General features: G+C 47.9%; 19 protein-coding genes and 2 riboswitches. Of the genes, 18 read left to right on the top strand and 1 reads right to left on the bottom strand.

Translation table 11 applies throughout. The features are described 5' to 3' along the window. Positions 1 to 198: 198 nt before the first annotated feature. The 4 genes from HP401_RS27375 (at position 199) to guaA (ending at position 6,431) form a co-directional block, all read left to right on the top strand. Positions 199 to 1,152 carry an AAA family ATPase gene (locus tag HP401_RS27375; RefSeq protein WP_173607311.1) on the top strand — a complete coding sequence of 318 codons (954 nt, stop codon included), beginning with the start codon at positions 199 to 201 and terminating at the stop codon, positions 1,150 to 1,152. A gap of 14 nt (positions 1,153 to 1,166) precedes the next feature. Further along, entirely contained in the window at positions 1,167 to 2,372 is a 1,206-nt protein-coding gene (locus tag HP401_RS27370; RefSeq protein ID WP_173607310.1) for a DUF58 domain-containing protein, read from the top strand. 4 nt (positions 2,373 to 2,376) lie between these two features. After that, a complete protein-coding gene (locus tag HP401_RS27365) occupies positions 2,377 to 4,611 on the top strand; it encodes a transglutaminase TgpA family protein (RefSeq protein WP_173607309.1) in 2,235 nt (744 codons plus the stop codon). A 20-nt stretch (positions 4,612 to 4,631) separates the two neighbouring features. After that, positions 4,632 to 4,734, top strand: a riboswitch (purine riboswitch). Positions 4,735 to 4,892: 158 nt separating this feature from the next. Next, positions 4,893 to 6,431 (top strand): glutamine-hydrolyzing GMP synthase, encoded by a 1,539-nt coding sequence (gene guaA, locus HP401_RS27360; RefSeq protein ID WP_173607312.1) that lies wholly within the window; start codon positions 4,893 to 4,895, stop codon positions 6,429 to 6,431. 68 nt (positions 6,432 to 6,499) lie between these two features. Here guaA and HP401_RS27355 read toward each other — a convergent pair whose 3' ends face one another. Continuing rightward, positions 6,500 to 6,985, bottom strand: coding sequence for an NTF2 fold immunity protein (locus tag HP401_RS27355; protein WP_173607308.1), 486 nt, complete (start codon positions 6,983 to 6,985; stop codon positions 6,500 to 6,502). A gap of 137 nt (positions 6,986 to 7,122) precedes the next feature. After that, a riboswitch (purine riboswitch) is annotated at positions 7,123 to 7,224 on the top strand. 176 nt (positions 7,225 to 7,400) lie between these two features. On the opposite strand from HP401_RS27355, the gene HP401_RS27350 reads away from it, so the two are divergent. The 14 genes from HP401_RS27350 to HP401_RS27290 all read left to right on the top strand — a co-directional run bounded on the left by HP401_RS27350 (position 7,401) and on the right by HP401_RS27290 (position 23,195). Further along, a complete protein-coding gene (locus HP401_RS27350) occupies positions 7,401 to 8,777 on the top strand; it encodes an NCS2 family permease (RefSeq protein WP_173607307.1) in 1,377 nt (458 codons plus the stop codon). Positions 8,778 to 9,071: 294 nt separating this feature from the next. After that, positions 9,072 to 10,373, top strand: a complete 1,302-nt coding sequence (locus HP401_RS27345; protein WP_173607306.1) for a histidine--tRNA ligase — start codon at positions 9,072 to 9,074, stop codon at positions 10,371 to 10,373. Positions 10,374 to 10,432: 59 nt separating this feature from the next. After that, positions 10,433 to 11,005 carry a gluzincin family metallopeptidase gene (locus HP401_RS30060; protein WP_254457206.1) on the top strand — a complete coding sequence of 191 codons (573 nt, stop codon included), beginning with the start codon at positions 10,433 to 10,435 and terminating at the stop codon, positions 11,003 to 11,005. A 2-nt stretch (positions 11,006 to 11,007) separates the two neighbouring features. Further along, entirely contained in the window at positions 11,008 to 11,928 is a 921-nt protein-coding gene (locus HP401_RS30055; RefSeq protein ID WP_309145166.1) for a M1 family aminopeptidase, read from the top strand. 19 nt (positions 11,929 to 11,947) lie between these two features. Beyond that, complete coding sequence (locus tag HP401_RS27335) at positions 11,948 to 13,486, top strand: M1 family metallopeptidase (protein ID WP_173607305.1); 1,539 nt, start codon at positions 11,948 to 11,950, stop codon at positions 13,484 to 13,486. 181 nt (positions 13,487 to 13,667) lie between these two features. Then, positions 13,668 to 14,156 (top strand): 5-(carboxyamino)imidazole ribonucleotide mutase, encoded by a 489-nt coding sequence (gene purE / locus HP401_RS27330; protein WP_012684280.1) that lies wholly within the window; start codon positions 13,668 to 13,670, stop codon positions 14,154 to 14,156. Next, on the top strand, positions 14,153 to 15,316 hold the full coding sequence (purK, locus tag HP401_RS27325) for a 5-(carboxyamino)imidazole ribonucleotide synthase (RefSeq protein ID WP_012684281.1): 1,164 nt from the start codon (positions 14,153 to 14,155) through the stop codon (positions 15,314 to 15,316). Before purE ends, purK begins: the two co-directional genes overlap by 4 nt. Further along, positions 15,313 to 16,608, top strand: a complete 1,296-nt coding sequence (gene purB, locus HP401_RS27320) for an adenylosuccinate lyase (RefSeq protein ID WP_142498442.1) — start codon at positions 15,313 to 15,315, stop codon at positions 16,606 to 16,608. The genes purK and purB overlap by 4 nt, the downstream gene beginning before the upstream one ends. A gap of 166 nt (positions 16,609 to 16,774) precedes the next feature. After that, positions 16,775 to 17,350 carry a GNAT family N-acetyltransferase gene (locus tag HP401_RS27315; protein ID WP_087341997.1) on the top strand — a complete coding sequence of 192 codons (576 nt, stop codon included), beginning with the start codon at positions 16,775 to 16,777 and terminating at the stop codon, positions 17,348 to 17,350. Positions 17,351 to 17,605: 255 nt separating this feature from the next. After that, positions 17,606 to 18,121 (top strand): RNA polymerase sigma factor, encoded by a 516-nt coding sequence (locus HP401_RS27310; RefSeq protein ID WP_173607304.1) that lies wholly within the window; start codon positions 17,606 to 17,608, stop codon positions 18,119 to 18,121. Positions 18,122 to 18,784: 663 nt separating this feature from the next. Next, positions 18,785 to 19,483 carry a response regulator transcription factor gene (locus HP401_RS27305; protein ID WP_016740262.1) on the top strand — a complete coding sequence of 233 codons (699 nt, stop codon included), beginning with the start codon at positions 18,785 to 18,787 and terminating at the stop codon, positions 19,481 to 19,483. Next, positions 19,480 to 20,496, top strand: coding sequence for a sensor histidine kinase (locus tag HP401_RS27300; RefSeq protein WP_173607303.1), 1,017 nt, complete (start codon positions 19,480 to 19,482; stop codon positions 20,494 to 20,496). Before HP401_RS27305 ends, HP401_RS27300 begins: the two co-directional genes overlap by 4 nt. 67 nt (positions 20,497 to 20,563) lie before the next feature. Next, a complete protein-coding gene (locus tag HP401_RS27295) occupies positions 20,564 to 21,334 on the top strand; it encodes an ABC transporter ATP-binding protein (RefSeq protein WP_173607302.1) in 771 nt (256 codons plus the stop codon). Next, a complete protein-coding gene (locus tag HP401_RS27290) occupies positions 21,309 to 23,195 on the top strand; it encodes an ABC transporter permease (RefSeq protein ID WP_173607301.1) in 1,887 nt (628 codons plus the stop codon). The genes HP401_RS27295 and HP401_RS27290 overlap by 26 nt, the downstream gene beginning before the upstream one ends. The last annotated feature ends 28 nt before the right edge of the window (positions 23,196 to 23,223 follow it).

Genomic DNA, 23,223 nt, shown 5'->3' with positions numbered 1-23,223 from the left:
CATATTTCATATGAAACCGAAGAGTAGGAATAGATCCTACTCTTTTTTTTATAATAACTTGTGTATTTTTTCAAATTTTAAGTATTTTTTCCTTGTATCTCCTATTTGCATCCATTACTTTAGAATTACACTGAAAGCATGGAGGAACAGCTGTTACAAACCTGCGGCAGAATATCATGGAACAGGAGTTGTATCAAGATGAACCCTATCAAATTGGAACAAGTAAATCCTGCAATAGCTAGTTTAATCGATAATATAGAAAAAGTACTGATTGGTAAACGCTCTGCGATTGAGCTGATGGTAGCCGCTGTTCTAGCGAATGGTCACGTTTTGCTCGAAGATGTACCAGGCGTTGGGAAGACCATGATGGTACGGGCATTGTCCAAATCCATCAGCGGTGATTTTAAACGTATTCAATTTACCCCTGATTTGTTGCCAACGGATGTGACAGGGGTTGCTATCTTTAACCAAAAAAGTTTGGAGTTTGAGTTCCGTCAAGGGCCGATTTTTGCAAATGTCATTCTTGCAGACGAAATCAATCGGACTTCGCCGAAAACACAATCCGCACTCTTGGAAGCCATGGAAGAGCGCTCGGTAACAATTGATGGTGCTACGTATCGATTGGCAGAGCCGTTTTTTGTGATGGCTACGCAAAACCCATTAGAATATGAAGGGACCTTCCCATTACCTGAAGCTCAATTGGACCGATTTATTATGCAAGTAAGATTGGGATATCCAACGGTAGAGGAAGAAATGCGGATGCTGTCTAGATTCTCGGCAGCGAATCCATTGGAAGAGCTTCAGCCGGTTATGACCACCGCCGAGCTTGCGGAACTTCAACGCCAGGTATCAGCGATCAAGGTATCGGAAGGAATAAAAGAATACATCGTGCGTCTATGTCATCGTACGCGTGAGCATCATCATATTTATCTAGGCGTGAGCCCGCGCGGTTCTCTTGCTCTTTTCCGGGCTGTTCAGGCATTGGCCTTCGTCCGTGGACGTGATTATGTCATTCCAGATGACGTGAAGGAACTCGTTCCAGTAGTGTTTGCACACCGTATGATTGTGAAACCAGAAGCAAGACTGGAAGGAGCAACCGTAGATCGGGTGTTGGCTATGATCTTGTCTGAGACCCGTGTCCCGGTAAGCTAAGGCGGTGATTGCAGATGAGACAGCAAAGGTGGGGTAAGCTCAAGGCGATTGCATTAGTTCTGGTCACTTATGTATTCGCAAAATTTCAAGGTGGCTTCTCAAGCTGGTTTCTTTTCTATAGTAGTTTGGTATTTCTCCTGTATGAAATTGTCGCTTATGTACTCATGTTCACGAAGCTAGAGGTCGAGCGTGAACTAGATCGCAATCGTCTGCAGGATGGGGAAGATGTCATTGTAACGATACGTTTGCGCCGGAGGATTTGGTTTCCGCTGGGCTGGAATATGATTATGGAGCCTTTGCCGGCGAGGTTGGCTGGCGTGTATGAGCCGCATCGACAACTGATATTCCCGTGGTTCAAAAGGGAAGTCGAGTTTCGTTATGTCATACCTAGTGTACCGAGGGGATACTATCGTCTCGATGAATGTGTAGTGAGCGGCGGGGATTTCTTTGGGTTTTTTGAGCGCCGCAAAGTTTATTCGATTTCTCAGGAGTTTCTCGTTTATCCAAAATACAAAGAATTGACCCATTGGGCCCTGGGTGACGGGAGCTTCAGTGGGACGGTGCATGTTTCCCATCGGCGCTCTGATGACGTTGCAGCAGTACGGGGCGTAAGAGACTATCATCGGGGCGATCGGTTGAGCCAAATTCATTGGCGAGCTTCTGCACGGGGGACGGGTCTAAAGACGAAGGAATTTGAGCATCAGGCAATGAATCAGGCTGTCTTTTTCCTTGATGTGGAGAAGGCGAGCTACCAAGGGAAGCCTGTGCACTTGTTCGAAACAGCGGTGAAGCTAGCGGCTAGTCTGATCGCTTACGCCAATCGGAATCAATACCATTATGGGCTCGTGTACAAACAAACAGATCGCATATCGATACCACCAGGTCTGTCCCATGCCCATTTCCTCAGAGTTTTTGATCAATTAGCTCGTGTCGCGCCAGAAGGACAAGAGTTATTTGCCAGAATTGTGGGAAGAGAAGCATTGGAGCAGCCTCAAGGTGTCACTTTGATTATTATTACACCGCATGTAGAAAAAACGTTGATCAGTCGTTTGGTCACACTCGCTCAAAAAGGCAGACGGGTGCAGTTGTTTCTCATGCAGAACGAGTCAACGATTTCGCATGAACAAAAACAAGCGTTGCAGCTGCTTGGCGCAAACAAAGTAACATGTACGTCTATTCACATGGATGATCAAGAGTGGAAACGGATAGGAGGTGCATAGACTCATGAGCGTTTGGAGGCGTCCAACGATTTGGGAATGGGTCTTGGCCCTTTTTCTGTTCCTGATGTTACGAGAGTGGCTGATTCCTTTACAGACATTAACCGATACGGGCATTCTGTGGCCGTTTTATGCAATTGTGGGTGGAGTCATTATCATTGACCTGTTGATTCCTTATCGGTGGTTAACCCTGCCGATCAAGGCACTGGGGCTAATGGTGCTTTTGCATGCTACTTTATTTGACAAACCGTTTTTTGATTCGGAATGGATTGGTCAATTGTACGGGCAGATGATTCATGATCTTCCGTTAGCGTTTCAACAGGACTGGGCCAGCATGTCGATCTTGTCGCGGAATACAATGTTTGATCTCGTCCTGGTGCTGTTAGCGACGATGTTAACGTACCTCGTGCTGGAACAACGGCAAGGCTTATGGTTTGTCTTTTTGACGGAATTGTATTTGGCTGTATTGGATACCTTTCTCCCGTATGATGCCAGTGCAGGGGTTGTACGGACGCTGATTATTGGTTTCCTGATGCTGGCCATTAGCCATCTGATGAAGATGATGAACATGGCAACACTGGCAGGGAAGAGAAGCCGAATCATGCTCAACTCCCTCATGGCTTCGGTGTTGGTCATTATGGCTTGCATCAGCATCGGTTATGCTGCACCGAAGTCCGGACCGTCATGGCCTGATCCGATCGCCTTTTTAACAGGGAAAGGGAAAGATACCCCTGTTGGTGTGATGAAAAAAGTAGGATACGACAACAACGATGAACGGTTGGGCGGTCCCTTCCTGCAAGATAACACATTAGTGTTTATTGCAAAGACGAACGAGCACAGCTATTGGCGCGGTGACTCGAAGGACGTGTATACGGGAGTTGGCTGGGAAAAAGGCGATAGAGAGTATGAGTCAATCCTGGACCCGCAAACCTATACATGGGAGAATACGATGTTCCAAGGGCTTGAAACAAAGAAGGTTCAAGCTACATTAGAATTTAAAGGCCCGCAGCAATTCCCGACTGTCTTTTATCAAGGTCAGCTGAAAAAGGTGAGCAATTATGCGCCACCAGAGGCAACCGTTGTTTATGACAAAATGAATCAGCAGCTCGAAGTACGGGCGGGAAAAATCAACTTGGTTCAGCTGAGTGAGAAAAACGGTCGGCCAGAGTACGGCCCCAATCCGCTTTTGCTCAAACTGAATCAATACAAGGTCGAGACAGAAGTACCGATTGTCAGTGAAAAGGCCGTGACGAATGCGGGGACGAATTATCCGGATGATATCAAAGAGCGCTACTTGCAAGTGCCAGCTTCGGTTCCTCCGCGAGTAAGAGAGCTCGCTGCAACGATTACCAAGGATGCGAAGACTCCTTATGACAAAGTGAGAGCGATCGAGAATTACTTGCGCTCAAGTGGAAAATATAAGTATGAAACGAAAGACGTTCCTGTCGCTCCAGAAGGTCAGGATTTTGTCGATCACTTCTTGTTTGACAGCCTTCGAGGGTACTGTGACCATTTTTCCACTTCGATGGCGATTATGCTTCGTACTCTGGATATCCCGACACGTTGGGTCAAGGGCTTCGCACCTGGTGAACGAGTGGGAACGGATGCGTTTAACTACGAGACTGTAGAAGTGCGCAACAAAGATGCTCACTCGTGGGTAGAGGTATACTTCCCGGGGATTGGTTGGGTTCCGTTTGAAGCGACGAGTACATTCATGTCACCTGTTCGTTTTAATTATGATCTGGTCACCTCAAAGCCAGAGATCCCTGTTCCTTTGCCAAACCTGGCGAATCAAACGGACAGCGATCGTGGGAATGGACGTTTCAATGAACTGGAAGAGGGAGACAGCCTAACAGGTAGTGGGATGAAAATTCCTTGGCAAGTAAACGCGGGATTGGCTGTAGTCGTTGTCGCGGCAGGAATTATCGTGTGGCGCCGCAAACAAGACATCCAGCTATGGTGGATGCGTAGGCAACTGAATCAAGAGCGAAGCAGTGAGTTCCCGGATCGGTACCATTTGCTAATGCGGATGATGGAGCGAGTCTACACGCGCAGACAGCCAGGAGAAACGTTGCGGGAGTACGTGGGCAGGATGACCCTGCCGGCAGACAAGCGACAAGACCTGCGCTATTTGACGGAGCTGTACGAACGTACCATGTATGGCTATAAACAAATGGAACAAAATGCAAGAACAATAGCAGAGCAAATACTCGAACGGTTAATCCGTCAATTGAAGCCTTGAACAATGCCGTTCCATCTGCTAGAATGACGATCAATGAGACTCGTATAATGATCAGGAATAGGGCCTGAAAGTTTCTACCGCTAGACCGTAAATTTGGCGACTACGAGGAGAGCACATCGGATTTTTGTACATGCAAACCGCACATGTGTACACAAGCTGGGACGTTGCCTCCGTATTGTTTACCGGAGATAGCAGTCCCGGCTTTTTTGCAAATATGCGACAACTTCGCATGGCATGCCGACACTTGCACGTCCTGTATGTTACAGGAGAAGGGGGATATGATGGACAAGTCAATGGAAATGGTCGTCGTACTTGATTTCGGAGGCCAGTACAATCAGTTGATCGCGCGCCGTGTACGCGATCTGGGTGTTTATAGTGAACTGATTCCGTTCAATACACCTGTTGAAAAGATTAAAGAGATGAATCCAAAAGGGATTATTTTCTCTGGCGGACCTGCTAGCGTGTACGAAGAGGGAGCACCAACTGTAGACCCTGCAATTTTTGATCTGGGCTTGCCTGTATTGGGTATTTGCTACGGAATGCAGTTGATGAGCCATTTGACGGGCGGAAAAGTAGAACGCGCGGGTAAACGCGAGTACGGAAAAGCTGAACTGCGTATGCAGCAAAAACACGGCTTGTACGACAAATGGGATACAAGCGAAATCGTGTGGATGAGCCACTCTGACAAAGTAGTGGAGCTCCCAACCGGATTTGTCATTGATGCGGTAAGCGACAGCTGCCCGGTAGCTGCGATCAGCAACATTGAGCGCCAGCTGTACGGCGTACAGTTCCATCCAGAAGTAGTTCATACTCAAAAAGGTACAGAGTTCATCGGAAACTTCCTGTTCAACATTTGTGGATGTGAAGCAACTTGGAGCATGACGACGTTCATCGAGGACGAGCTGGTTCGCATTCGTGAAACAGTCGGCAACAAGCAAGTACTGTGTGCGTTGAGCGGCGGTGTGGATTCTTCTGTAGTAGCAGCGCTGATTCACAAAGCGATTGGCGATCAATTGACGTGCATGTTCGTTGACCACGGTCTTCTGCGCCAAGGGGAAGCAGAAGGGGTAATGGAGACATTCGGTGAGAAATTCTCCATGAAAGTGATCAAGATCGATGCTCGCGAGCGTTTTATGAGCAAGCTCAAAGGTGTATCTGACCCAGAGCAAAAGCGCAAAATCATTGGTAACGAGTTCATTTATGTATTCGATGAAGAAGCAGCGAAGCTGACAGATATGGACTTCTTGGCACAAGGTACGCTGTACACCGATATCGTAGAGAGCGGAACAGCGACTGCACAAACGATCAAATCGCACCACAACGTAGGCGGTTTGCCAGAAGACATGAAGTTCACGTTGATTGAACCATTGAAAGCATTGTTCAAAGACGAAGTACGCAAACTGGGTACCGAGTTGGGCTTGCCAGATGAGATTGTTTGGCGTCAGCCATTCCCAGGACCAGGCCTCGGCATTCGTGTTTTGGGTGAAGTGACGGAAGAAAAACTGAAGATCGTTCGTGAATCCGATGCGATCTTGCGTGAGGAGATTGCCAAGGCAGGTCTTGATCGGGAAATTTGGCAGTACTTCACGGCTTTGCCAAACATGACGACCGTAGGTGTAATGGGAGATGTTCGTACGTATTCTTACACCGTAGGGATTCGTGCGGTAACGTCCATTGATGGTATGACTGCTGACTGGGCACGCATTCCGTGGGATGTATTGGAGAAAATCTCTGTGCGTATCGTGAATGAAGTAGACAATGTAAACCGCATTGTGTATGATGTAACGTCCAAACCACCAGCAACAATTGAGTGGGAATAGGAACAAAAAATGACTCTCTTTTATTTGCGTGATTTGCGAATAAAAGAGAGTTTTTTTATGATCAAGAATTATTTCGTTCCATACATCATGAGAAGTTTTCCATTTTCTTTTGCAAGAGCAATATAAATGACCCCGCCTAGCCATCCCGGAGGAAGCGTTCCTTCAATAATCCAAGCTTCTGCAATAGGGTTGTAGCTAATAGCGAAGGGAGTTTCCTTCAAAAACTGAGAATAGTGCTCCGCTAAATAGGAGAAGATTGCCGTTGCAACTGCATGTTCATCTGTAAGCTCACCAAAAGCAAATTCATCTCCAAACCGATCTTGCTGGAGAAGAGTGTCACGATCAGCGAAATAGAGTTCAAACCTCCCAATTAAATTCTCATCATACAAATCACGTTCCACAAAGCCATATTCGATGACTTTTTCCTTTTGATGAACGTTGTGCTTGCTCTTTTTCATACCGTCAACCCGTACGGTGACTCGATTGACTCGAAGCCGGTCACGTTCTCGTTCCTGCTCCGCTATTATTTGCTCCCAAGCATCCATATAGCTCATTTTGGATCTCCTCCATCTAGTTATGAAGTATAACACAGGCCTCCTCGGGAAATATCCGGATATTAAACTCTTTTTAAAAATGAATGTTCGTATTTTCGTTGACATTCCCTATGTCACCTGATACACTTCTCAATGTGAGCAGGTAATATAGGAAGGTTCGTATATTCTTGAGAATATGGCTCAAGCGTTTCTACATGGTCGCCGTTAACGACCTGGCTACGAACAAAATGTCATCGGGATCTGATTTTGTTATTATATTTGGAATTATTCCCGAAGTGTTTTGTTTGACGGCCAGGCGCATGATAAGAGCGTCCGGGCCTTTTTTTTGTGAAAAACGTCGACGTTTTTCGTTTACGGTCGGCAAAAAACAGTTAGACTATTTTTTGCAACAAGATTAGTATGGGGGGACTTATAGGTGCGGAAGTATTTCGAGTTTGACAAGCTAGGCACCAATTACCGACGCGAAATCATCGCGGGTATTACTACTTTTTTGGCAATGGCATATATTTTGGCTGTCAATCCATTCATTCTCAGTGGTGCGGATCTGCCGCCAGATTTGAAAGCAAACTATCCTGCATTTGGGGCTGTCTTTACCGCAACGGCTTTGGCTGCTGCTCTCGGTACACTGTTAATGGGTATTTTTGGACGTTTGCCGATCGGTCAAGCTCCGGGAATGGGATTGAACGCATTTTTTACTTATACCGTCGTTCTGACGATGCAAATTCCTTGGCAACAGGCTTTGGCTGGCGTATTCCTTTCTTGTACGATCTTTTTGATTCTGTCCCTGACAGGGGTTCGTGAAGCGATCATCAAAGCGATTCCAAAAAGCTTGAAGTACGCAGTTTCGGCAGGGATTGGACTTTTTATCGCGTTTATCGGTTTGAAAAACGCAGGTATCATCGTAGCCAATGATGCCACCTTCGTAGCGCTGGGACATCTGACCTTCTATCACGAGGGCATGAAGCCGGAAGCAATTTTGGCAGCGAAAAATGCATTGCTTGCTGTGTTTGGTCTGATCGTGACGGTCATTCTGCTTTCTCGCAAAGTCAATGCAGGTATCTTTATCGGGATGTTGATTACGGCGATTACCGGGATGTTTTTCGGACTGGTGAATCTGCCTGAGCAAGTCGTTTCTGCACCACCTAGCCTTGCTCCTACATTCGGTGCTGCGTTCCAATATCTCGGTAATCCATCCGCTTTGTTTACCGTGAACATGCTGATTGTTGTGTTGACATTCTTGTTTGTAGACTTTTTCGATGCCACAGGTACGCTCTTGGGTGTGGCGAGCCAAGCGGGGTTGCTCCGTGAAGACGGCAATTTGCCACGTCCAGGAAAAGCACTCGCTTCCGATGCGATTGCAGGTATGGCTGGTGCGGTACTCGGTACCTCTACCACTACAGCTTACGTTGAGTCGACAGCAGGGGTAGCGGCAGGCGGGCGCTCTGGATTTACCGCAGTTGTTACAGGGATTATGTTCCTGCTGGCGTTGTTCTTCTCACCGATTCTTGCTATTGTCACACCTGCGGTTACGGCACCAGCGCTCATTATCGTCGGTGTTCTGATGGCTTCTCACATTGCAAAAGTGGCTTGGGATGACCTGGATGAAGCGTTCCCTGCATTCCTGACCATTTTGTTGATGCCATTGACTTACAGTATTGCAACAGGTATTGCAACGGGCTTTATCGTTTATCCAGTGATGAAGGTAATGAAGGGCAAGGCTCGCGAAGTGCATCCGGCGATGTATGTGCTGTTCTTCGTTTTCCTGGCGTACTTCATCTGGTTGCGCGAATAGGATTATTTGGGAATGAGGCTCTTCGTCTACTGGACGGGGAGCTTTTTTTGCGCTATGATAGGAAAAATCTTTTTTCACGGAAGGATGGACCGATTCCCATGACAGGTCTAAACATGTTCCTTCAACAGCATCACCACACGTAGAGCGTTTGTATCTTCGGAAATTTTTCCGCAGGTGCAAGCGCTTCTTGTGCTTCGTGCCTGCGGTGGTGTATTTAGGAAGCCATGCGGGCAAGAAGTTGCCTTGCATGGCTTTTTTGGTTTTCTCTATCTAATAAAAGAAAGGGTGTTATTCATGGAAAACGAAGTATTAAAAACGGTAAAAGGCACAAAAGATTTCATGCCGCAGGAGCAGATGCAACGAAACTGGATACGACGGACGCTCGAGGCTGTATTTGAGACATACGGCTGCAAGCCATTGGAGACGCCTATGTTGCAGCACTACGAATTGCTGGCATCCAAGTACGGCGGCGGGGATGAGATCTTGAAAGAAGTGTATCGTTTGAACGACCAAGGAGATAGAGAGCTCGGCCTGCGCTATGATTTGACTGTACCGTTGACAAAGGTAGTGGGCATGAATCCTGAGATGCGGATGCCGTTCAAGCGGTATGAGATCGGAAAAGTATTTCGGGACGGCCCAGTAAAAACCGGACGTTTGCGCGAATTTATTCAATGCGATGTCGATATCGTGGGAACGACATCGGTGCTGGCTGAAGCTGAATTGCTCAGTATGGCGTTTGAGGCATTCAAGCGGTTGGGGCTCGACGTGTACATTGAGGTCAACAACCGCAAGCTGTTATCTGGGGTGCTTCAGGAGCTGGGAGTTCCCGTAGAGCGGGCCGGGGATGTCATGCTGTCGCTGGATAAGCTCGAGAAAATCGGCGTGGACGGAGTGCGTGATGACTTGCGGGAGCGAAACGTCGAGGAGTCACTCGTGTTGGCCATTACGTCTTTCCTACAAGAAGGTGGGATTACCCTGGATCTTTTGACAGAGCGCTTTACATCCCCGCAAGTTCAGGAAGGGATTCGGGAGCTGCGTGAAATGCTTGCTTATGTAACAGGAGCGGGTGTGGCTGGGGAGCTTCGTTTCTCTCCATTTTTGGCAAGAGGCTTAGGGATCTATACAGGGATTGTGTATGAGATCTTTTTGCAGGATGGAAGTATGACGTCCAGTATCGGTAGTGGGGGACGTTACGATCAGATTATCGGTCGGCTTTTGGATGATGGAAGAGAGTATCCCGCTGTCGGGATTTCGTTTGGATTGGATGTCATTCTTGCAGCGTTGGCAAATCGTAACACGGAGGAGCAGAGAGCTGCCGATGTACTCGTCATTCCCCTCGGGACAGAAGCATCCAGTCTTGGCCTGGCCAATCGATTGCGAGAGAGCGGTATTAGAGTCGAGCTGGAGCTGACTGGTAGACGACTGAAAAAAGCACTCGATTATGCAAACAAGGAAGGCTTTGCTTTTGCCTTGATCTATGGGGAAAACGAAGTGAACAGTGGGCAGGTCGTCGTAAGAGATATGCGAGAGGGAACAGAACAGCCGGTTCCTTTGGAGTTGGTTGAAAAGTGGCTGTCCGACAAGCTATCAGGGTAAAGAGGCAAGATAGTCTTTTTCTTCCATTTTTTGTACAGTAGAGAAAAGGGGGAGATGGCGTGAAGAAATGGGTCTCACTGGTCGGTTGTAGCTTATTGTTTTTGACGTGGATGTTGCCTGTAAATGCTGAGGAGGGTACTGCGCTTACGCGTAAACCCCTCTATCAGGCGGATGTGCGAATTGATCCAATCAAGAAGGAAGTAGCAGGAACCGTAACGATTACCTTTTGGCCAAAAGACCCTACTCGTGCCTATCTCCATCTTTACCCGAACGTATTTACAGAAGAGCATCAAGGCATGCTATGGGAGGAACTTTTAGGCAATGGCCCAACGCTTGGCACATACACTAATAAAAAGCTACTGGTCGATGGCGTTGCGGTTGCCAGTAAACAGACGAAAGACCTGAACATATTCGAAGTGCCTCTAGAAGGACAGACGGGCCCACGAACGATCGTGATGGAGTTCGAGATGACTCTTCCGCGAAACGACGGCAGGATGTCGTACGATGACCACTCACTCTGGCTGGGGAACTGGCTCCCGGTTCTTGCGGTGTACGACAAGGAAGGCTGGCATCTCGATCCGTACAGCCTGTCGGTGATCCATTTTATAGTGAGAACGCAGATTATGAGGTGAACGTGACGCTGCCAAAAGAGTATCAGCTGGCGAGCACAGCGCCTGATATGGCTGCGAAACAGGTTTCTACTCGTGAGGGAGAAAAGACGATACAGCTCGTTGCAGAAAATGTGAGGGATTTTGCCCTCGTCGTTATGGATGCCTCCTATCAGCGAACGGAAACAAAGGTGGGCGAAACAGTCGTCCGAACATGGTGGCGGAAAACAGATGATCCGGAAACTGCTGAGCAGATTCATGAAGCAGCAGCGAAGTCTCTGGCCTATTTTCATCATCAATTGGGCGCCTATCCCTATACCGAATACGATGTGGTAAGAACCGGTGGAGCAATAAATGGAATGGAGTACCCAGCATTGGTCTTTCTCGACGGGCGTCATTTCTTTTCTGGGGAAGAAACAGGTATCGTCACGGTTGTCCATGAGACGGCACATCAGTGGTTTTACGGCTTGCTAGGAAATAATCAGGTAAAGGAAGCATGGCTGGATGAGGGATTCACAGAGTACGTGACGCTCTCATACTTATCTCAGCAAGACCCGCTGTTGGGAGCAGAACGGGTACGCAGACGGCTGGGGCAGGGCACCTCTGTTCAGTATTACGTGGCAGAGGAACAACGTCCTTGGCAAGCGCTGTCTGCATTTCCTAATAATCAAAGTTATAGCGATCTCGTTTATTCCCGTACGTCCTCGATGCTGTGGCTATTGCAGGGAGCGTGGGGGGAAGAAAGGGTACATGACGTTTTAAAGCAGTATGTCGAGAAGTACCGTTATCAGGTGGTGACCGGAAAGGAATGGGGAGTCTTTCTATCTGAGATGGCCGGAGAAGATGCGGGCGCTTTCTTGGACTATTGGTTGAAAGTAGACATGTCCCAGCAGGAACAGGCAGCTGCTTGGCTGGAGCGCCAACGTCTCAAGCATCAGAAGAAGTAATCGAAGGCAGGGGATCGCGATGTGGCGAAAGCATTGGGTGGTCATCGTCGCAGTAGGAGTCGTTTTGACTGTATTCTTGAACATCCGGCCTTGGACAGGGCAGGCTGTCGTAGATGCTCAGGAGATTGTGCCGATTAGTCACAAGCAGGCTGCAGTCACTTACAAGGCCGACGTACAAATCGATATGAACAAGCACATGGTGAAAGGCATGCTGACGGCTCGTTTTTTCTCAAAAGATGACCAAGCTTTTTTTCATTTATATTCCAATGCTTTCTCTGCAAATGCTGCTCTCAGTGGAGAGAACTGGGAGGCTGTGCTGGGCAAACAGCGTGAGCCTGGCGGTATCAGGATAAGCGAAGTACGAGTAAACGGAAAAAGTGTCGGCGTACAGTATGCAGGAAAGACCAATACGCTTTTAAAAGTGCCCCTTCCTGCAAGAACTTCGAATGCAGAGACAGTGGTGGAGATGAATTTTCAGCTAGAGGTACCTTATAACAATGGGCGAATGTCTTACCATGATCATGCGATGTGGCTGGGCAATTGGCTGCCGATCCTGGCAGTCAAGGATGCAGGAGGCTGGCGGCTCGATCCTTATTCCGCGATAGGCGATCCTTTTTACTCGGATGTGGCGAATTATCATTTACGTGTGCAGTTATCAGAGGGGTACCAGCTTGCTACGAGTGGATTGGAGAGCGTGGCTGTCATCACAGAGACGAGACCGCAACGGTTAAAAATCTATGAGGTGGACGCATGGAACGTTCGGGATTTTGCTCTTGTTGTCATGGACGATACGTACCAGCCTATATCTGGCAAGGTCGGAGAAACCATCGTACGTACATGGGTGCAGAAAAGTGATGACCCGCAAAACGTAGAACGAATTCATGAGACTGCCAGGGAGTCTCTCGACTATTACGGAAAACAGTTCGGAGTGTATCCGTATAAGGAATACGATGTTGTCAAAACAGGCGGCTTCTTTGGAGGCATGGAATACCCGGGCCTCGTTTTTATTGCCCAGGAGTATTTTGATCGTAGCGATGCCATGTGGGAAGCGATCGTAGCGCATGAGACGGCACATCAGTGGTTTTACGGGTTGGTCGGAAACGACGAGGTGCGAGAGGCGTGGCTGGATGAGGGACTGACAGATTATGCGACGATGGTATTTTTGCAGCAAAAGTCTCCCACGCGTTCACAAGCGTATATTCAGATGCGGCTAGGGCAAGCACGTGCAGCGGAAGGATATGCGGACCAAGGTGTCACTGCAAAGTCGTCCGTGGAGGCTTTTCCAGACTGGAGGAGCTACAATGACCTCGTCTACGGACGAGCGGGTGCCATGTGGTGGAACTTGAAAGAAGAATGGGGAGTCGAACGACTGCATCAGGTGTTGCGTCAATATGTACGAGATCATCAATACAAGCAGGCGAACGGGGAGCAAATCAAAGCGCTATTGACTACAGCTGCCGGGGCGGATGCCAGTCCCTACTTAGATTATTGGCTTCAGGTCGAGCTAGAGAAAGCCGAAGCGGCCAACAATTGGGTAGAAAAAGGCAAACACGAATAATTTTTGATCTATCATTTTTAAATGTTCGGAAACGAGGTTGACAGGCAAACTTTCTCCCTGCTACACTGAATACGTTGAGAGAAAACGAGTTCGAATAGCCCAGGCGATGAGAGCGGCGCGAAAAGCCGTTAGTCGGTTGGGTTTTCTTCTGATGTTACAAAACGTAGGGGGCGAATGGTTTATGCTACAGCCTTTGGTAGGAGTCATTATGGGCAGTACGTCAGATTGGGAAACAATGAAGGAAGCTTGCGCAATTTTGGACGAATTGCAGGTGCCGTACGAAAAGAAGGTCGTGTCTGCACACAGAACGCCAGACTTGATGTTTACGTATGCCGAGACCGCTAAAAGCCGCGGCTTGGAGGTCATTATTGCAGGTGCGGGCGGAGCAGCCCATTTGCCAGGAATGGTGGCTGCTAAGACAGAGTTGCCTGTCATTGGTGTACCGGTGAAATCATCCAACTTGAATGGTCTCGACTCGCTTTTGTCAATTGTGCAAATGCCAGGGGGCGTGCCTGTGGCGACGGTTGCGATCGGAAAAGCTGGAGCTATCAATGCAGGGTTATTGGCTGCGCAAATTTTGGGGATCAAATATCCAGATGTACAAGAGCGGTTCGTGCAAAGACGTGATGATGTACGCAATAAGGTGCTGGAGGCTAGTGAACTCGAATGACAACCAAAGACCGTAAGCAAATCAAACCAGGATCGACCCTAGGAATACTCGGTGGAGGACAGCTTGGACGGATGATTGCTCTTGCGGGACGAGCTATGGGCTACCGCTTTGTCACAATGGACCCAACAGCAGACGCACCATGCGGCCAAACGGCTGATCGGCAAATTGTTGCCAGCTACGATGATGTAGAAGCAGCGATGCAGCTTGCCTCGGTCAGTGATGTCATCTCCTATGAATTTGAAAATGTCGATGCACAGGTGGCTGAAGTGTTGGAGAGCCGCGCTTATGTACCGCAGGGAAGCCGCCTTTTGCGTATCACCCAAAACCGGATTCGGGAAAAGACCGCTATTCGCGAGATCGGCATCCCGGTTGCTCCGTTTTGTGTCGTGAACAGCTTGGAGGATTTGCAGGACGCCGTGCGTGAACTGGGGCTGCCTGCTGTTATGAAGACCGCAACCGGTGGCTATGACGGCAAAGGACAATGGGTATTGAGAAGCGAGGCTGAGCTGGCGGAGGCGTACGAAACGTTGTCCAAAGCAGGTGCAGAGCTGATCGTGGAACAATTTGTACCCTTCCAAATGGAGCTGTCTGTTGTTGCTGCACGCAATCCTGCGGGAGAACTGGCCGTTTTTCCTGTGTCAGAAAATATTCATCAGGAAAACATCCTGCACCTGAGCATCGTACCCGCTCGTATTTCGGCTGAAGTAGCCGCCCGCGCGGAAGAAATTGCTCGCACGATTGTAGAAAAGCTGGATGTGGTCGGACTCATTGCAGTTGAGCTGTTTTTGACTGAAGATGGTCAGCTGTATGTCAATGAATTGGCTCCGCGACCGCACAACTCCGGGCATTTTACCATGGATGCTTGTGTGACCTCGCAGTTTGAGCAGCATGTTCGGGCGGTTTGCAATCTGCCTTTGGGATCTACAGAGTTGCTCTCGAGCGTCGTGATGGTTAATATTTTGGGAGAGCATCTACAGCCTGTCATCGATCAGATCGACAAGCTGCCGCGCACAGCCAAGCTCCATTTGTACGGAAAAGCAGAGAGCAAGGCCAAGCGAAAAATGGGGCATATCAATGTGCTCGCCCCTACTGTAGAAGAAGCGCTCACCCTGATTGATGAGCTGAAAATCTGGACGAATACATCGGAGGTATTATCATGATCGAACGTTATTCCCGACCGGAAATGCGCGCTATTTGGACGGAAGAAAACAAATTCAAAGCGTGGCTGGAAGTAGAAATTCTCGCGTGTGAAGCATGGTCCAAGCTGGGCGTCATTCCTGAGGAAGACGTGAAAAAGCTGTGGGATAAAGCTACTTTTGACATCAACAGAATCTATGAGATCGAAGAAGAGACACGCCATGATGTGGTGGCGTTTACCCGTGCGGTATCGGAAACCTTGGGCGAAGAAAAGAAGTGGGTGCACTACGGACTGACTTCTACCGATGTGGTGGATACTGCTCTGTCTTACCTGCTGCGTCAGGCGAACGAAATTTTGGAGAAGGATATCGAAGACTTCATCGAGATTTTGGCAGACAAAGCTCGTGAGCACAAGGATACGGTTTGCATGGGCAGAACGCATGGCGTACATGCGGAGCCTACGACTTTTGGCTTGAAGCTGGCCCTGTGGTATGAAGAAATGAAGCGCAACCTGGCGCGTTTTCAGGCTGCGAAAAAAGAAGTGGCGTACGGCAAAATCTCTGGCGCAGTTGGCACATACGCAAACATCGATCCGTTCGTGGAAGCGTACGTGTGCGAGAAGCTGGGACTGTCTGCAGCGCCTATTTCTACTCAAACCTTGCAGCGTGATCGCCACGCCGAGTACATGGCGACATTGGCACTGATCGCAACTTCTTTGGAGAAATTCGCAACAGAAATTCGCGGTCTGCAAAAGAGCGAAATGCGCGAGGTGGAAGAAGCATTTGCCAAAGGCCAAAAAGGTTCTTCTGCAATGCCACACAAGCGCAACCCAATCGGAAGCGAAAATATTTGCGGACTGGCTCGTGTCATCCGCGGTCACATGCTCACTTCCTATGAAAATGTTTCCCTCTGGCATGAGCGGGATATTTCCCACTCCTCTGCGGAGCGCGTGATTTTGCCAGATGCGACGCAAGCATTGAACTACATGCTGCGCCGTTTCATGAACATCGTGAAAAACTTGACGGTGTTCCCTGAGAACATGAAGCGCAATATGGACCGTACCTTTGGATTGATCTACTCGCAGCAAGTGATGCTTAAGCTGATCGAAAAAGGAATGAGCCGCGAGCAAGCCTATGACACGGTACAGCCTCGTGCGATGCAGGCGTGGGAAGAGCAACGCTCCTTCCGTGCGATCGTCGATGAGGATGCGACTGTTAGCTCTACACTATCCAAGGAAGAGCTGGATGAGTGCTTTGACTACCGTTACCATCTGAAGCATGTGGATACGATTTTCCAACGTCTTGGATTGATTTAAATGAAAGTGCCCTCGAATTTTTCGGGGGCATCTTTTTATATAGTAGCCTCGGTGGGGGAGAAGCTTTAAGAACCCTGAAAGTGAGTTCAAGACTACCTTCAATTGTCAATGAGCGGTCAAGCGGTTACTATTATTGGAAACTCATTCCGATATAAGGAGGACTACTATGAATCCACTACTTCTCTCTTTTCCGGAACAATTTGAAACTCAGCGATTATTGATTAGAGCACCGCAATGGGGTGATGGTCAATTTGTAAATGAAGCCATACGTGAAAGTGTAAATGAGATGCGCCCATGGCTTCCGTTTGTAAAAAACCTCCCATCTATTGACGATTCAGAAGCATACGTACGTAAAGCCAGGATCAATTTTCTAGAGCGCACAGACTTAGTGCTACATATATTCGAAAAGAATACAGGGCAGTTTGTGGGCAGTAGTGGGCTCCATCGCTTTGATTGGAATGTACGAAAATTTGAAATTGGATATTGGCTACGCACATCGCGTACTGGTGAGGGTCTAATGACAGAGGCAGTAAAAGGTATCGTTGCCTTTGCCATTTATGAATTGGAAGCAAACCGCCTTGAAATTCGCTGTGATACTCGGAATAACGCAAGTATAGCTGTAGCTAAGAAGGTAGGTTTTACGTTGGAGGGTACTTTACGCAATGTTAACCTAAATGACTCTGGAGAACTGACTGATACCCATATCTTTTCATTAGCAAAAGGTTATGAATATCATTTATAACTGAGTTAACGTCTTCCCTCCACCAAAACGCTTTTAAAGACAACTTAAAAAATTCCTTAAGAAATTTTTAAAGATTTCTTTTGAAAGTTGTAACCGAAATGATACCCCTTTCGTACCTACTTGTGCGAGCTTACAACGAGCCCATAAGTACCTTACAAAAGTGTAAGCTTCCTGAAATATAACTCGATGGTTCCTGCTTCGTTTCGACCGTACAATGAAATCAATTCATACGGATCACGAAACGGGAGATCGATTATGACAACAGCAATCATGTATCCAAAATTAAATCACCAACAAATTTACGAAGATTACTCTGCTAAAATATATCGCTATTTCCGCTACCGGGTAAAAAACGTCTGGGATGTGGAAGACCTGACAACGACTGTGTTTATCAAGGTGTACTCCAAGCTTGAGCAGTACGATGGCCGCCATCCATTTGGCGCCTGGATTTTCCGAATTGCCCACAATGCTTTGATTGACTACATGCGCAAGAAGCGGGAGAGTCCGGTCGATCAGGACACATTTAGCAATATGGTCGCAACAGATAAGCTGCCAGAGGAGCATCTTCTGAATCAGGAGACAACCGAGGGCTTGTGGGATAAGGTGCACACGCTGACAAAGGATCAGCGCAATGTGATCGCTTTGCGCTATCTCGGAGATTTGCGAATGAATGAGATCGCGGAAATCTTGGGCAAGACAGAGGCTTCGGTGAAAATCCTGCACTTCCGCGGGATTAAGAAGCTACAGCAATTGATGACAGAACAAGCATAAGGGGGGACAACAGTCCTGCCCTTTTTTACTATTGGCAGACTGTAGTGGAGAGAAGAATATTTCCATGCTAGGCCCCAGGCTTCGTCCTGCTGGGGGTTAAGACTGTCCGCTCCGAAGGGATTCGCGGGGAAACGCAAAAGTGGTAGCCGCTTCGTCGCGAGGGCACGGTTGCGTTTCTTTTGCCCGCGAATCCCTTCTCCGCTCGGTAGGACTCCACAAGTCGCTACGCCTGGAAATATTCTTCTCTGTCGTTACTGATGGCATTCATTCTTACATTCTTTTAAGGTATTTAAAAACCGATCAACACGGAAAGCTCGTAGAGGAAACAGGAGAAATAAGCGAAGATCTTAGGGACACCGACCGAGACGCAATGCAAAAAGCGAAACACGCCCTTAAGCGTCCACCTCTGAAATACATCCTGAATGGACTACTTTGGACGCCGTTTCGCTTTTTGCATGGAGTCGTGCAGCCAATCCCCCAGGGGGTGGCCCTAGAAGCTGAGCGTTTTCTCCTGTTTCCTCCTCACCACTACAGCAACATACAAGTCTTTTTTTGATTCGACTTCTAAGTACGAGAAACGCTAAAGGCTTGGCGTAGTCTAGTTTTCTAATGGTATAGTAAAGAATAAAATGGAGGAGACTCAAGACGAGAGGAGTATGAGTGATGTCCACAATTATGATTGTAGAAGACGACCCGAAAATCAACCAGCTGCTACAAGAGCAACTGGAAAAATACGGATTCCAGACAGTCAATGTTGAACATTTCGATAGAGTCATGGAGGTATTTACCCAATCGCGTCCTGATTTGGTTCTGTTGGATGTGAATCTACCGAAATTTGACGGATTTTATTGGTGCCGGCAAATGCGCCAGGAGTCCAACTGCCCGATCCTGTTCATCTCTGCACGAGAAAGTAAAATGGACCAGGTGATGGCCTTAGAAAATGGGGCTGATGACTATATTACAAAGCCATTTGACTACGATGTGGTTTTGGCCAAAATCCGCAGTCAGCTACGTCGGGCTTACGGACAATATGCTCCGCAAGAAGGGGAGCGTACAGTTGAAGTGGCGGGGCTCAAGCTGTTTTTGGAGCGAATGGAGTTGTCCATGTACGAGACCAAAATCGAGCTAAGCAAAAAGGAAGCGTTACTGCTCGAAGCCTTGATGAATCAACATCCACGTGTCGTCAGCCGTGAGCGTTTGCTAGAAAAGCTGTGGGATGAACAGTTTGTCGATGAAAACACGCTGAATGTCTACATCACACGCGTGCGCGGCAAGCTGAAGGACCTAGGCTTAGAGGGAGCTGTCGAGACTGTTCGCGGTTCTGGTTATCGCTTACGTGCGACTTGGGAGGAAGGGCAATGAGGCTGTTCCTTCGTGATCAATGGCCATTCGCAGCGTTTTTTCTCGTCCAATTGATCTTATTAATTATGATTTTTGCGTTGGATGGGTATTGGAATGAATCATTGATGATCTACGTCATGTTTTTATCTGTTTTTTTCGCGGGGGCTTTTCTCGTCATCCGTTATTTGTCTCACCGCACAATCTATCAGCGACTGAGCAAGCCGGTAGAGTCATTAGAGGAGCTGACCCAGACATACGGGAATTCACCGCTGTGCCGCGCGATGGATGACATCAGTCAGGAGCAGTACCGGCTCTACAAAGAACAGCTTCATGCCTATGAAAACAAGCAACGGGACCATACGACGTTTATTCAGCAATGGGTTCATCAGATGAAGACGCCGATTTCGGTTATTCATCTGTTGCTGCAAAATGAAGATGATCCAACAGCTGAGAGCGTTCGTGAAGAAGTGGACCGGATCAAGCGTGGACTAGAAACAGTACTGTACATAGCTCGCCTCGACCGATTTGAACAGGACTTCCTGATTGAGCCCGTAACACTGCGTTCCTTGGTGCAAAATGTGTTGGCTGAAAACAAGCGGCTGTTTATTCGCAACCAAGTGTATCCCGAGGTAAAAGTGGATGAAAATTGGCGAGTAGAATCGGACGATAAGTGGCTTGCTTTTGTCCTCAACCAATTGTTGACGAATGCCGTTCGTTATTCAGCAGGAAAAAGCAACAAGGTCACCATTCGTGCGTATGAACGCGGAGCACATGCCATACTGGAAGTGCAGGATTATGGAATCGGGATCCCCGCCGAAGATATTCACCGCGTATTCAAGCCGTATTTTACCGGAGAAAACGGGCGTAAATATCCTGAGTCCACCGGGATGGGACTGTACTTGGTGAAAGAAATTTGCGGTCGGCTCCATCATGGGGTGGAAATGGAATCAGAAGTGGGCGAGGGGACTACCGTACGTATTGTCTTGTCTGCCATCGTCCCAACCTTACAAGAAAGTAAGATAGCTGAAAGTTAATTCGATAGCTGGACTATGCGCACTTCCGTATAGTTGAATTTGGAAGTGCAAGAAAGGGGAATGGCGCATGGAAATGCTTGCTGTAAATAGCTTAAGTAAAATATACGGGGGCAAGGTAACCTACCGCGCGCTGACCGATATCGATTTTTCGATTCGCAAGGGCGAATTCGTCGGTATAATGGGCCCCTCAGGCAGTGGCAAGACCACGCTATTAAACATGATCTCCACCATTGATACACCAACCTCTGGTGCGATTCTTTTGAACGGTACGAATCCGCATCATTTAAAAAAAGATAAACTGGCTCTGTTTCGTCGCCGTGAGCTCGGCTTTGTATTTCAAGATTTTAACCTCTTGGACACGTTGACGATTGGGGAAAATATCGTGTTGCCGCTGACGCTGGACAATGAGAAAGTAGCGGTCATGGAAGAAAAGCTGCAAAGTGTTGCGGAGAAGCTAGGGATTCAGGACATATTGGAAAAGCGGACCTTCGAGGTATCTGGGGGGCAACGTCAACGGACGGCAATTGCCAGGGCGATCATTCATTCCCCGTCGCTTTTGCTCGCTGACGAGCCAACAGGAAATCTTGATTCCAAGTCTTCGCGCAATGTGATGGAGACACTGGAAGCGATCAATAAGAGAGATAATACCACCATGATGATGGTGACGCATGATGCTTTGGCGGCCAGCTATTGCCATCGGGTGATTTTTATTAAAGACGGCCAACTCCATAACGAGATGTATCGGGGTGAGAGTCGACAGGTATTCTTCCAGAAAATTATTGACTCATTGTCGTTTTTGGGAGGGAACACCTATGACCTTTCGACAATTCGCGTGTAATAACGTTCTACGAAATAAGCGTATGTACGCTGCATTTTTCATGAGTAGCGTTTTTTCTGTCCTCATTTTTTTCGTCTATGCGATGTTCATTTTTCATCCAGAAATTATCGGGCAGGAGATTCATGAATCCGTAGCCACTGGTATGATGGCGGCTGAGTACGTCATTTTTCTGTTCTCCTTCTTTTTTCTCTTTTATTGTGTCGGTGCTTTCCTGAAAAAGAGGGAGAAGGAGTTCGGCATCCTTTTTATCCAAGGCATGACACCGTTACAGCGGAACATGCTAATTTTTATGGAAAACATGCTGATTGGCATTGTCTCGATTGCCATCGGGATTGGTGTCGGGCTGGTTCTCGCCAAGCTGTTTTTTCAATTCGCGGGATTTTTGCTTGCTGTAAAAGCACTCGGGTTTTACTTCCCGTGGAAAGCGATCGGTTTGACAGTGGTGGCGTTTCTTATCTTGTATGCAGCTATTTCTCTATTTACGGTCCTCGTGCTGCGAAGCCGCAGTCTGTTGGATCTGTTGCAAGGAAGCGGTCGTCCTAAGCGCGAGCCGAGGGCATCGCTAGTGCTGTCTCTGGTCGCGGTAGCTTTGTTAGGAATGAGCTATGCTTTAGCCCTCACTGCTGACGGCGTGAATGTGCTCGTGCTGATGCTTCCGGTCATTGCGCTGACGACTGTAGGAACGTACCTGTTGTTTACTCAGCTGAGCGTCATCTTCATCGATTTTCTGAAGAAGCGTCGAACTTTTTATTGGAAACGTACGAATCTCCTGACGCTCTCTGATCTGGCCTATCGAATGAAGGATAATGCCCGGATGTTCTTTTTGGTCAGCATCGTCTCTACCGTTGCTTTTTGTGCGATTGGCACGCTGGCAGCGTTGGCTGGGTCGATTCAGATTACGGTGATGAAAATCAATCCGTTCGCATTTGAATACCAGTCCAAACAAAGTGATGTGGAGAGGGCCGAGCATTTGTCGTTAATTGAAACGAGCTTGCAGCAGAGTGGCTTTTCCTTTGAAAAATATCAAGTAGCTATGCGGGTTTTGCCCGAACCGGTCAATGATGAAAAGATCGGAGTAGTCAAGCTGTCCGACTATAACAGGCTGGCGGTAGCGTCTCACTCGCCTGAGCTGCAAATGACGAATGACGAGGTGTTCGTCATGCTCAACTGGATTGGCGATTCGGTAGCGAGCAAGACTCTTCAGGTGGGAAATGCACAGCTGGCAGTCAAAACAGACACGAATATGACTCCGTTGATTAAGGGGCTCGAATTTGAGCGTTTGGCTGTCGTGCCGAATCAGGTGTACGACCAGCTTCCAAAAGCGAAGGAAGAACAGCGCTTTGTATACGAGGTGCCAAGATGGAAGGAAACCCAGGATCTTAGTCTGAAGCTTCAGGATGAGATTAGTCATTTCGACGAAAATTATTCGTTTTCAGCTCGTGCACCCTACTACCACACCATGAAACAAATGGCGAACATGGCACTCTTTATCGGGTTATTTGTAGGCGTGTTGTTCTTTGTAGCTGCAGCAAGCTTTCTCTATTTCCGTTTGTATACGGATCTGGAATACGACAAGAGGCATTATGGGTCGCTTTCCAAGATTGGACTCACGGATGCGGAGTTGACGAGGATCGTTACGACCCAGATTGCCCTGTTGTTCTTCGTGCCGATTGTGGTGGCCATTATTCACAGCATGGTGGCGTTCGTGTCCCTGCAAAGCTTGTTGAAGCTCATCCTTGTCGCGTCTGTGTTCAAGCCGACTGCGATTGTGTTATGCAGCTTCGTCGTTGTTCAAGGTGTGTATTTCTGGATCATTCGAAACCGTTACTTGTTCCATTTAAAGCAATCAATGAATCGCTAGTGAACTTTTCCAGCATGTCCAGATGAGA

Origin of the sequence: Brevibacillus sp. HB2.2 (genome assembly GCF_013284275.1) — a bacterium.
Taxonomy (GTDB): domain Bacteria; phylum Bacillota; class Bacilli; order Brevibacillales; family Brevibacillaceae; genus Brevibacillus; species Brevibacillus brevis_D.
Note: the sequence above shows the minus strand (reverse complement) of the source record. Positions and strands in the feature narration are given on the sequence as shown.

Bases quoted from the DNA above. Each gene is read 5' to 3' on its own strand.
- HP401_RS27335 (WP_173607305.1), top strand. From the start codon at position 11,948: ATGTGGCGAAAGCATTGGGTGGTCATCGTCGCAGTAGGAGTCGTTTTG.
- HP401_RS27355 (WP_173607308.1), bottom strand. From the start codon at position 6,985: ATGAGCTATATGGATGCTTGGGAGCAAATAATAGCGGAGCAGGAACGA.
- purK (WP_012684281.1), top strand. From the start codon at position 14,153: ATGACAACCAAAGACCGTAAGCAAATCAAACCAGGATCGACCCTAGGA.
- HP401_RS27290 (WP_173607301.1), top strand. From the start codon at position 21,309: ATGACCTTTCGACAATTCGCGTGTAATAACGTTCTACGAAATAAGCGT.
- HP401_RS27300 (WP_173607303.1), top strand. From the start codon at position 19,480: ATGAGGCTGTTCCTTCGTGATCAATGGCCATTCGCAGCGTTTTTTCTC.
- HP401_RS27345 (WP_173607306.1), top strand. From the start codon at position 9,072: ATGGAAAACGAAGTATTAAAAACGGTAAAAGGCACAAAAGATTTCATG.
- HP401_RS27305 (WP_016740262.1), top strand. From the start codon at position 18,785: ATGTCCACAATTATGATTGTAGAAGACGACCCGAAAATCAACCAGCTG.
- HP401_RS27295 (WP_173607302.1), top strand. From the start codon at position 20,564: ATGGAAATGCTTGCTGTAAATAGCTTAAGTAAAATATACGGGGGCAAG.
- HP401_RS27370 (WP_173607310.1), top strand. From the start codon at position 1,167: ATGAGACAGCAAAGGTGGGGTAAGCTCAAGGCGATTGCATTAGTTCTG.
- HP401_RS27315 (WP_087341997.1), top strand. From the start codon at position 16,775: ATGAATCCACTACTTCTCTCTTTTCCGGAACAATTTGAAACTCAGCGA.
- HP401_RS27375 (WP_173607311.1), top strand. From the start codon at position 199: ATGAACCCTATCAAATTGGAACAAGTAAATCCTGCAATAGCTAGTTTA.
- HP401_RS27365 (WP_173607309.1), top strand. From the start codon at position 2,377: ATGAGCGTTTGGAGGCGTCCAACGATTTGGGAATGGGTCTTGGCCCTT.
- guaA (WP_173607312.1), top strand. From the start codon at position 4,893: ATGGACAAGTCAATGGAAATGGTCGTCGTACTTGATTTCGGAGGCCAG.
- purB (WP_142498442.1), top strand. From the start codon at position 15,313: ATGATCGAACGTTATTCCCGACCGGAAATGCGCGCTATTTGGACGGAA.
- purE (WP_012684280.1), top strand. From the start codon at position 13,668: ATGCTACAGCCTTTGGTAGGAGTCATTATGGGCAGTACGTCAGATTGG.
- HP401_RS27310 (WP_173607304.1), top strand. From the start codon at position 17,606: ATGACAACAGCAATCATGTATCCAAAATTAAATCACCAACAAATTTAC.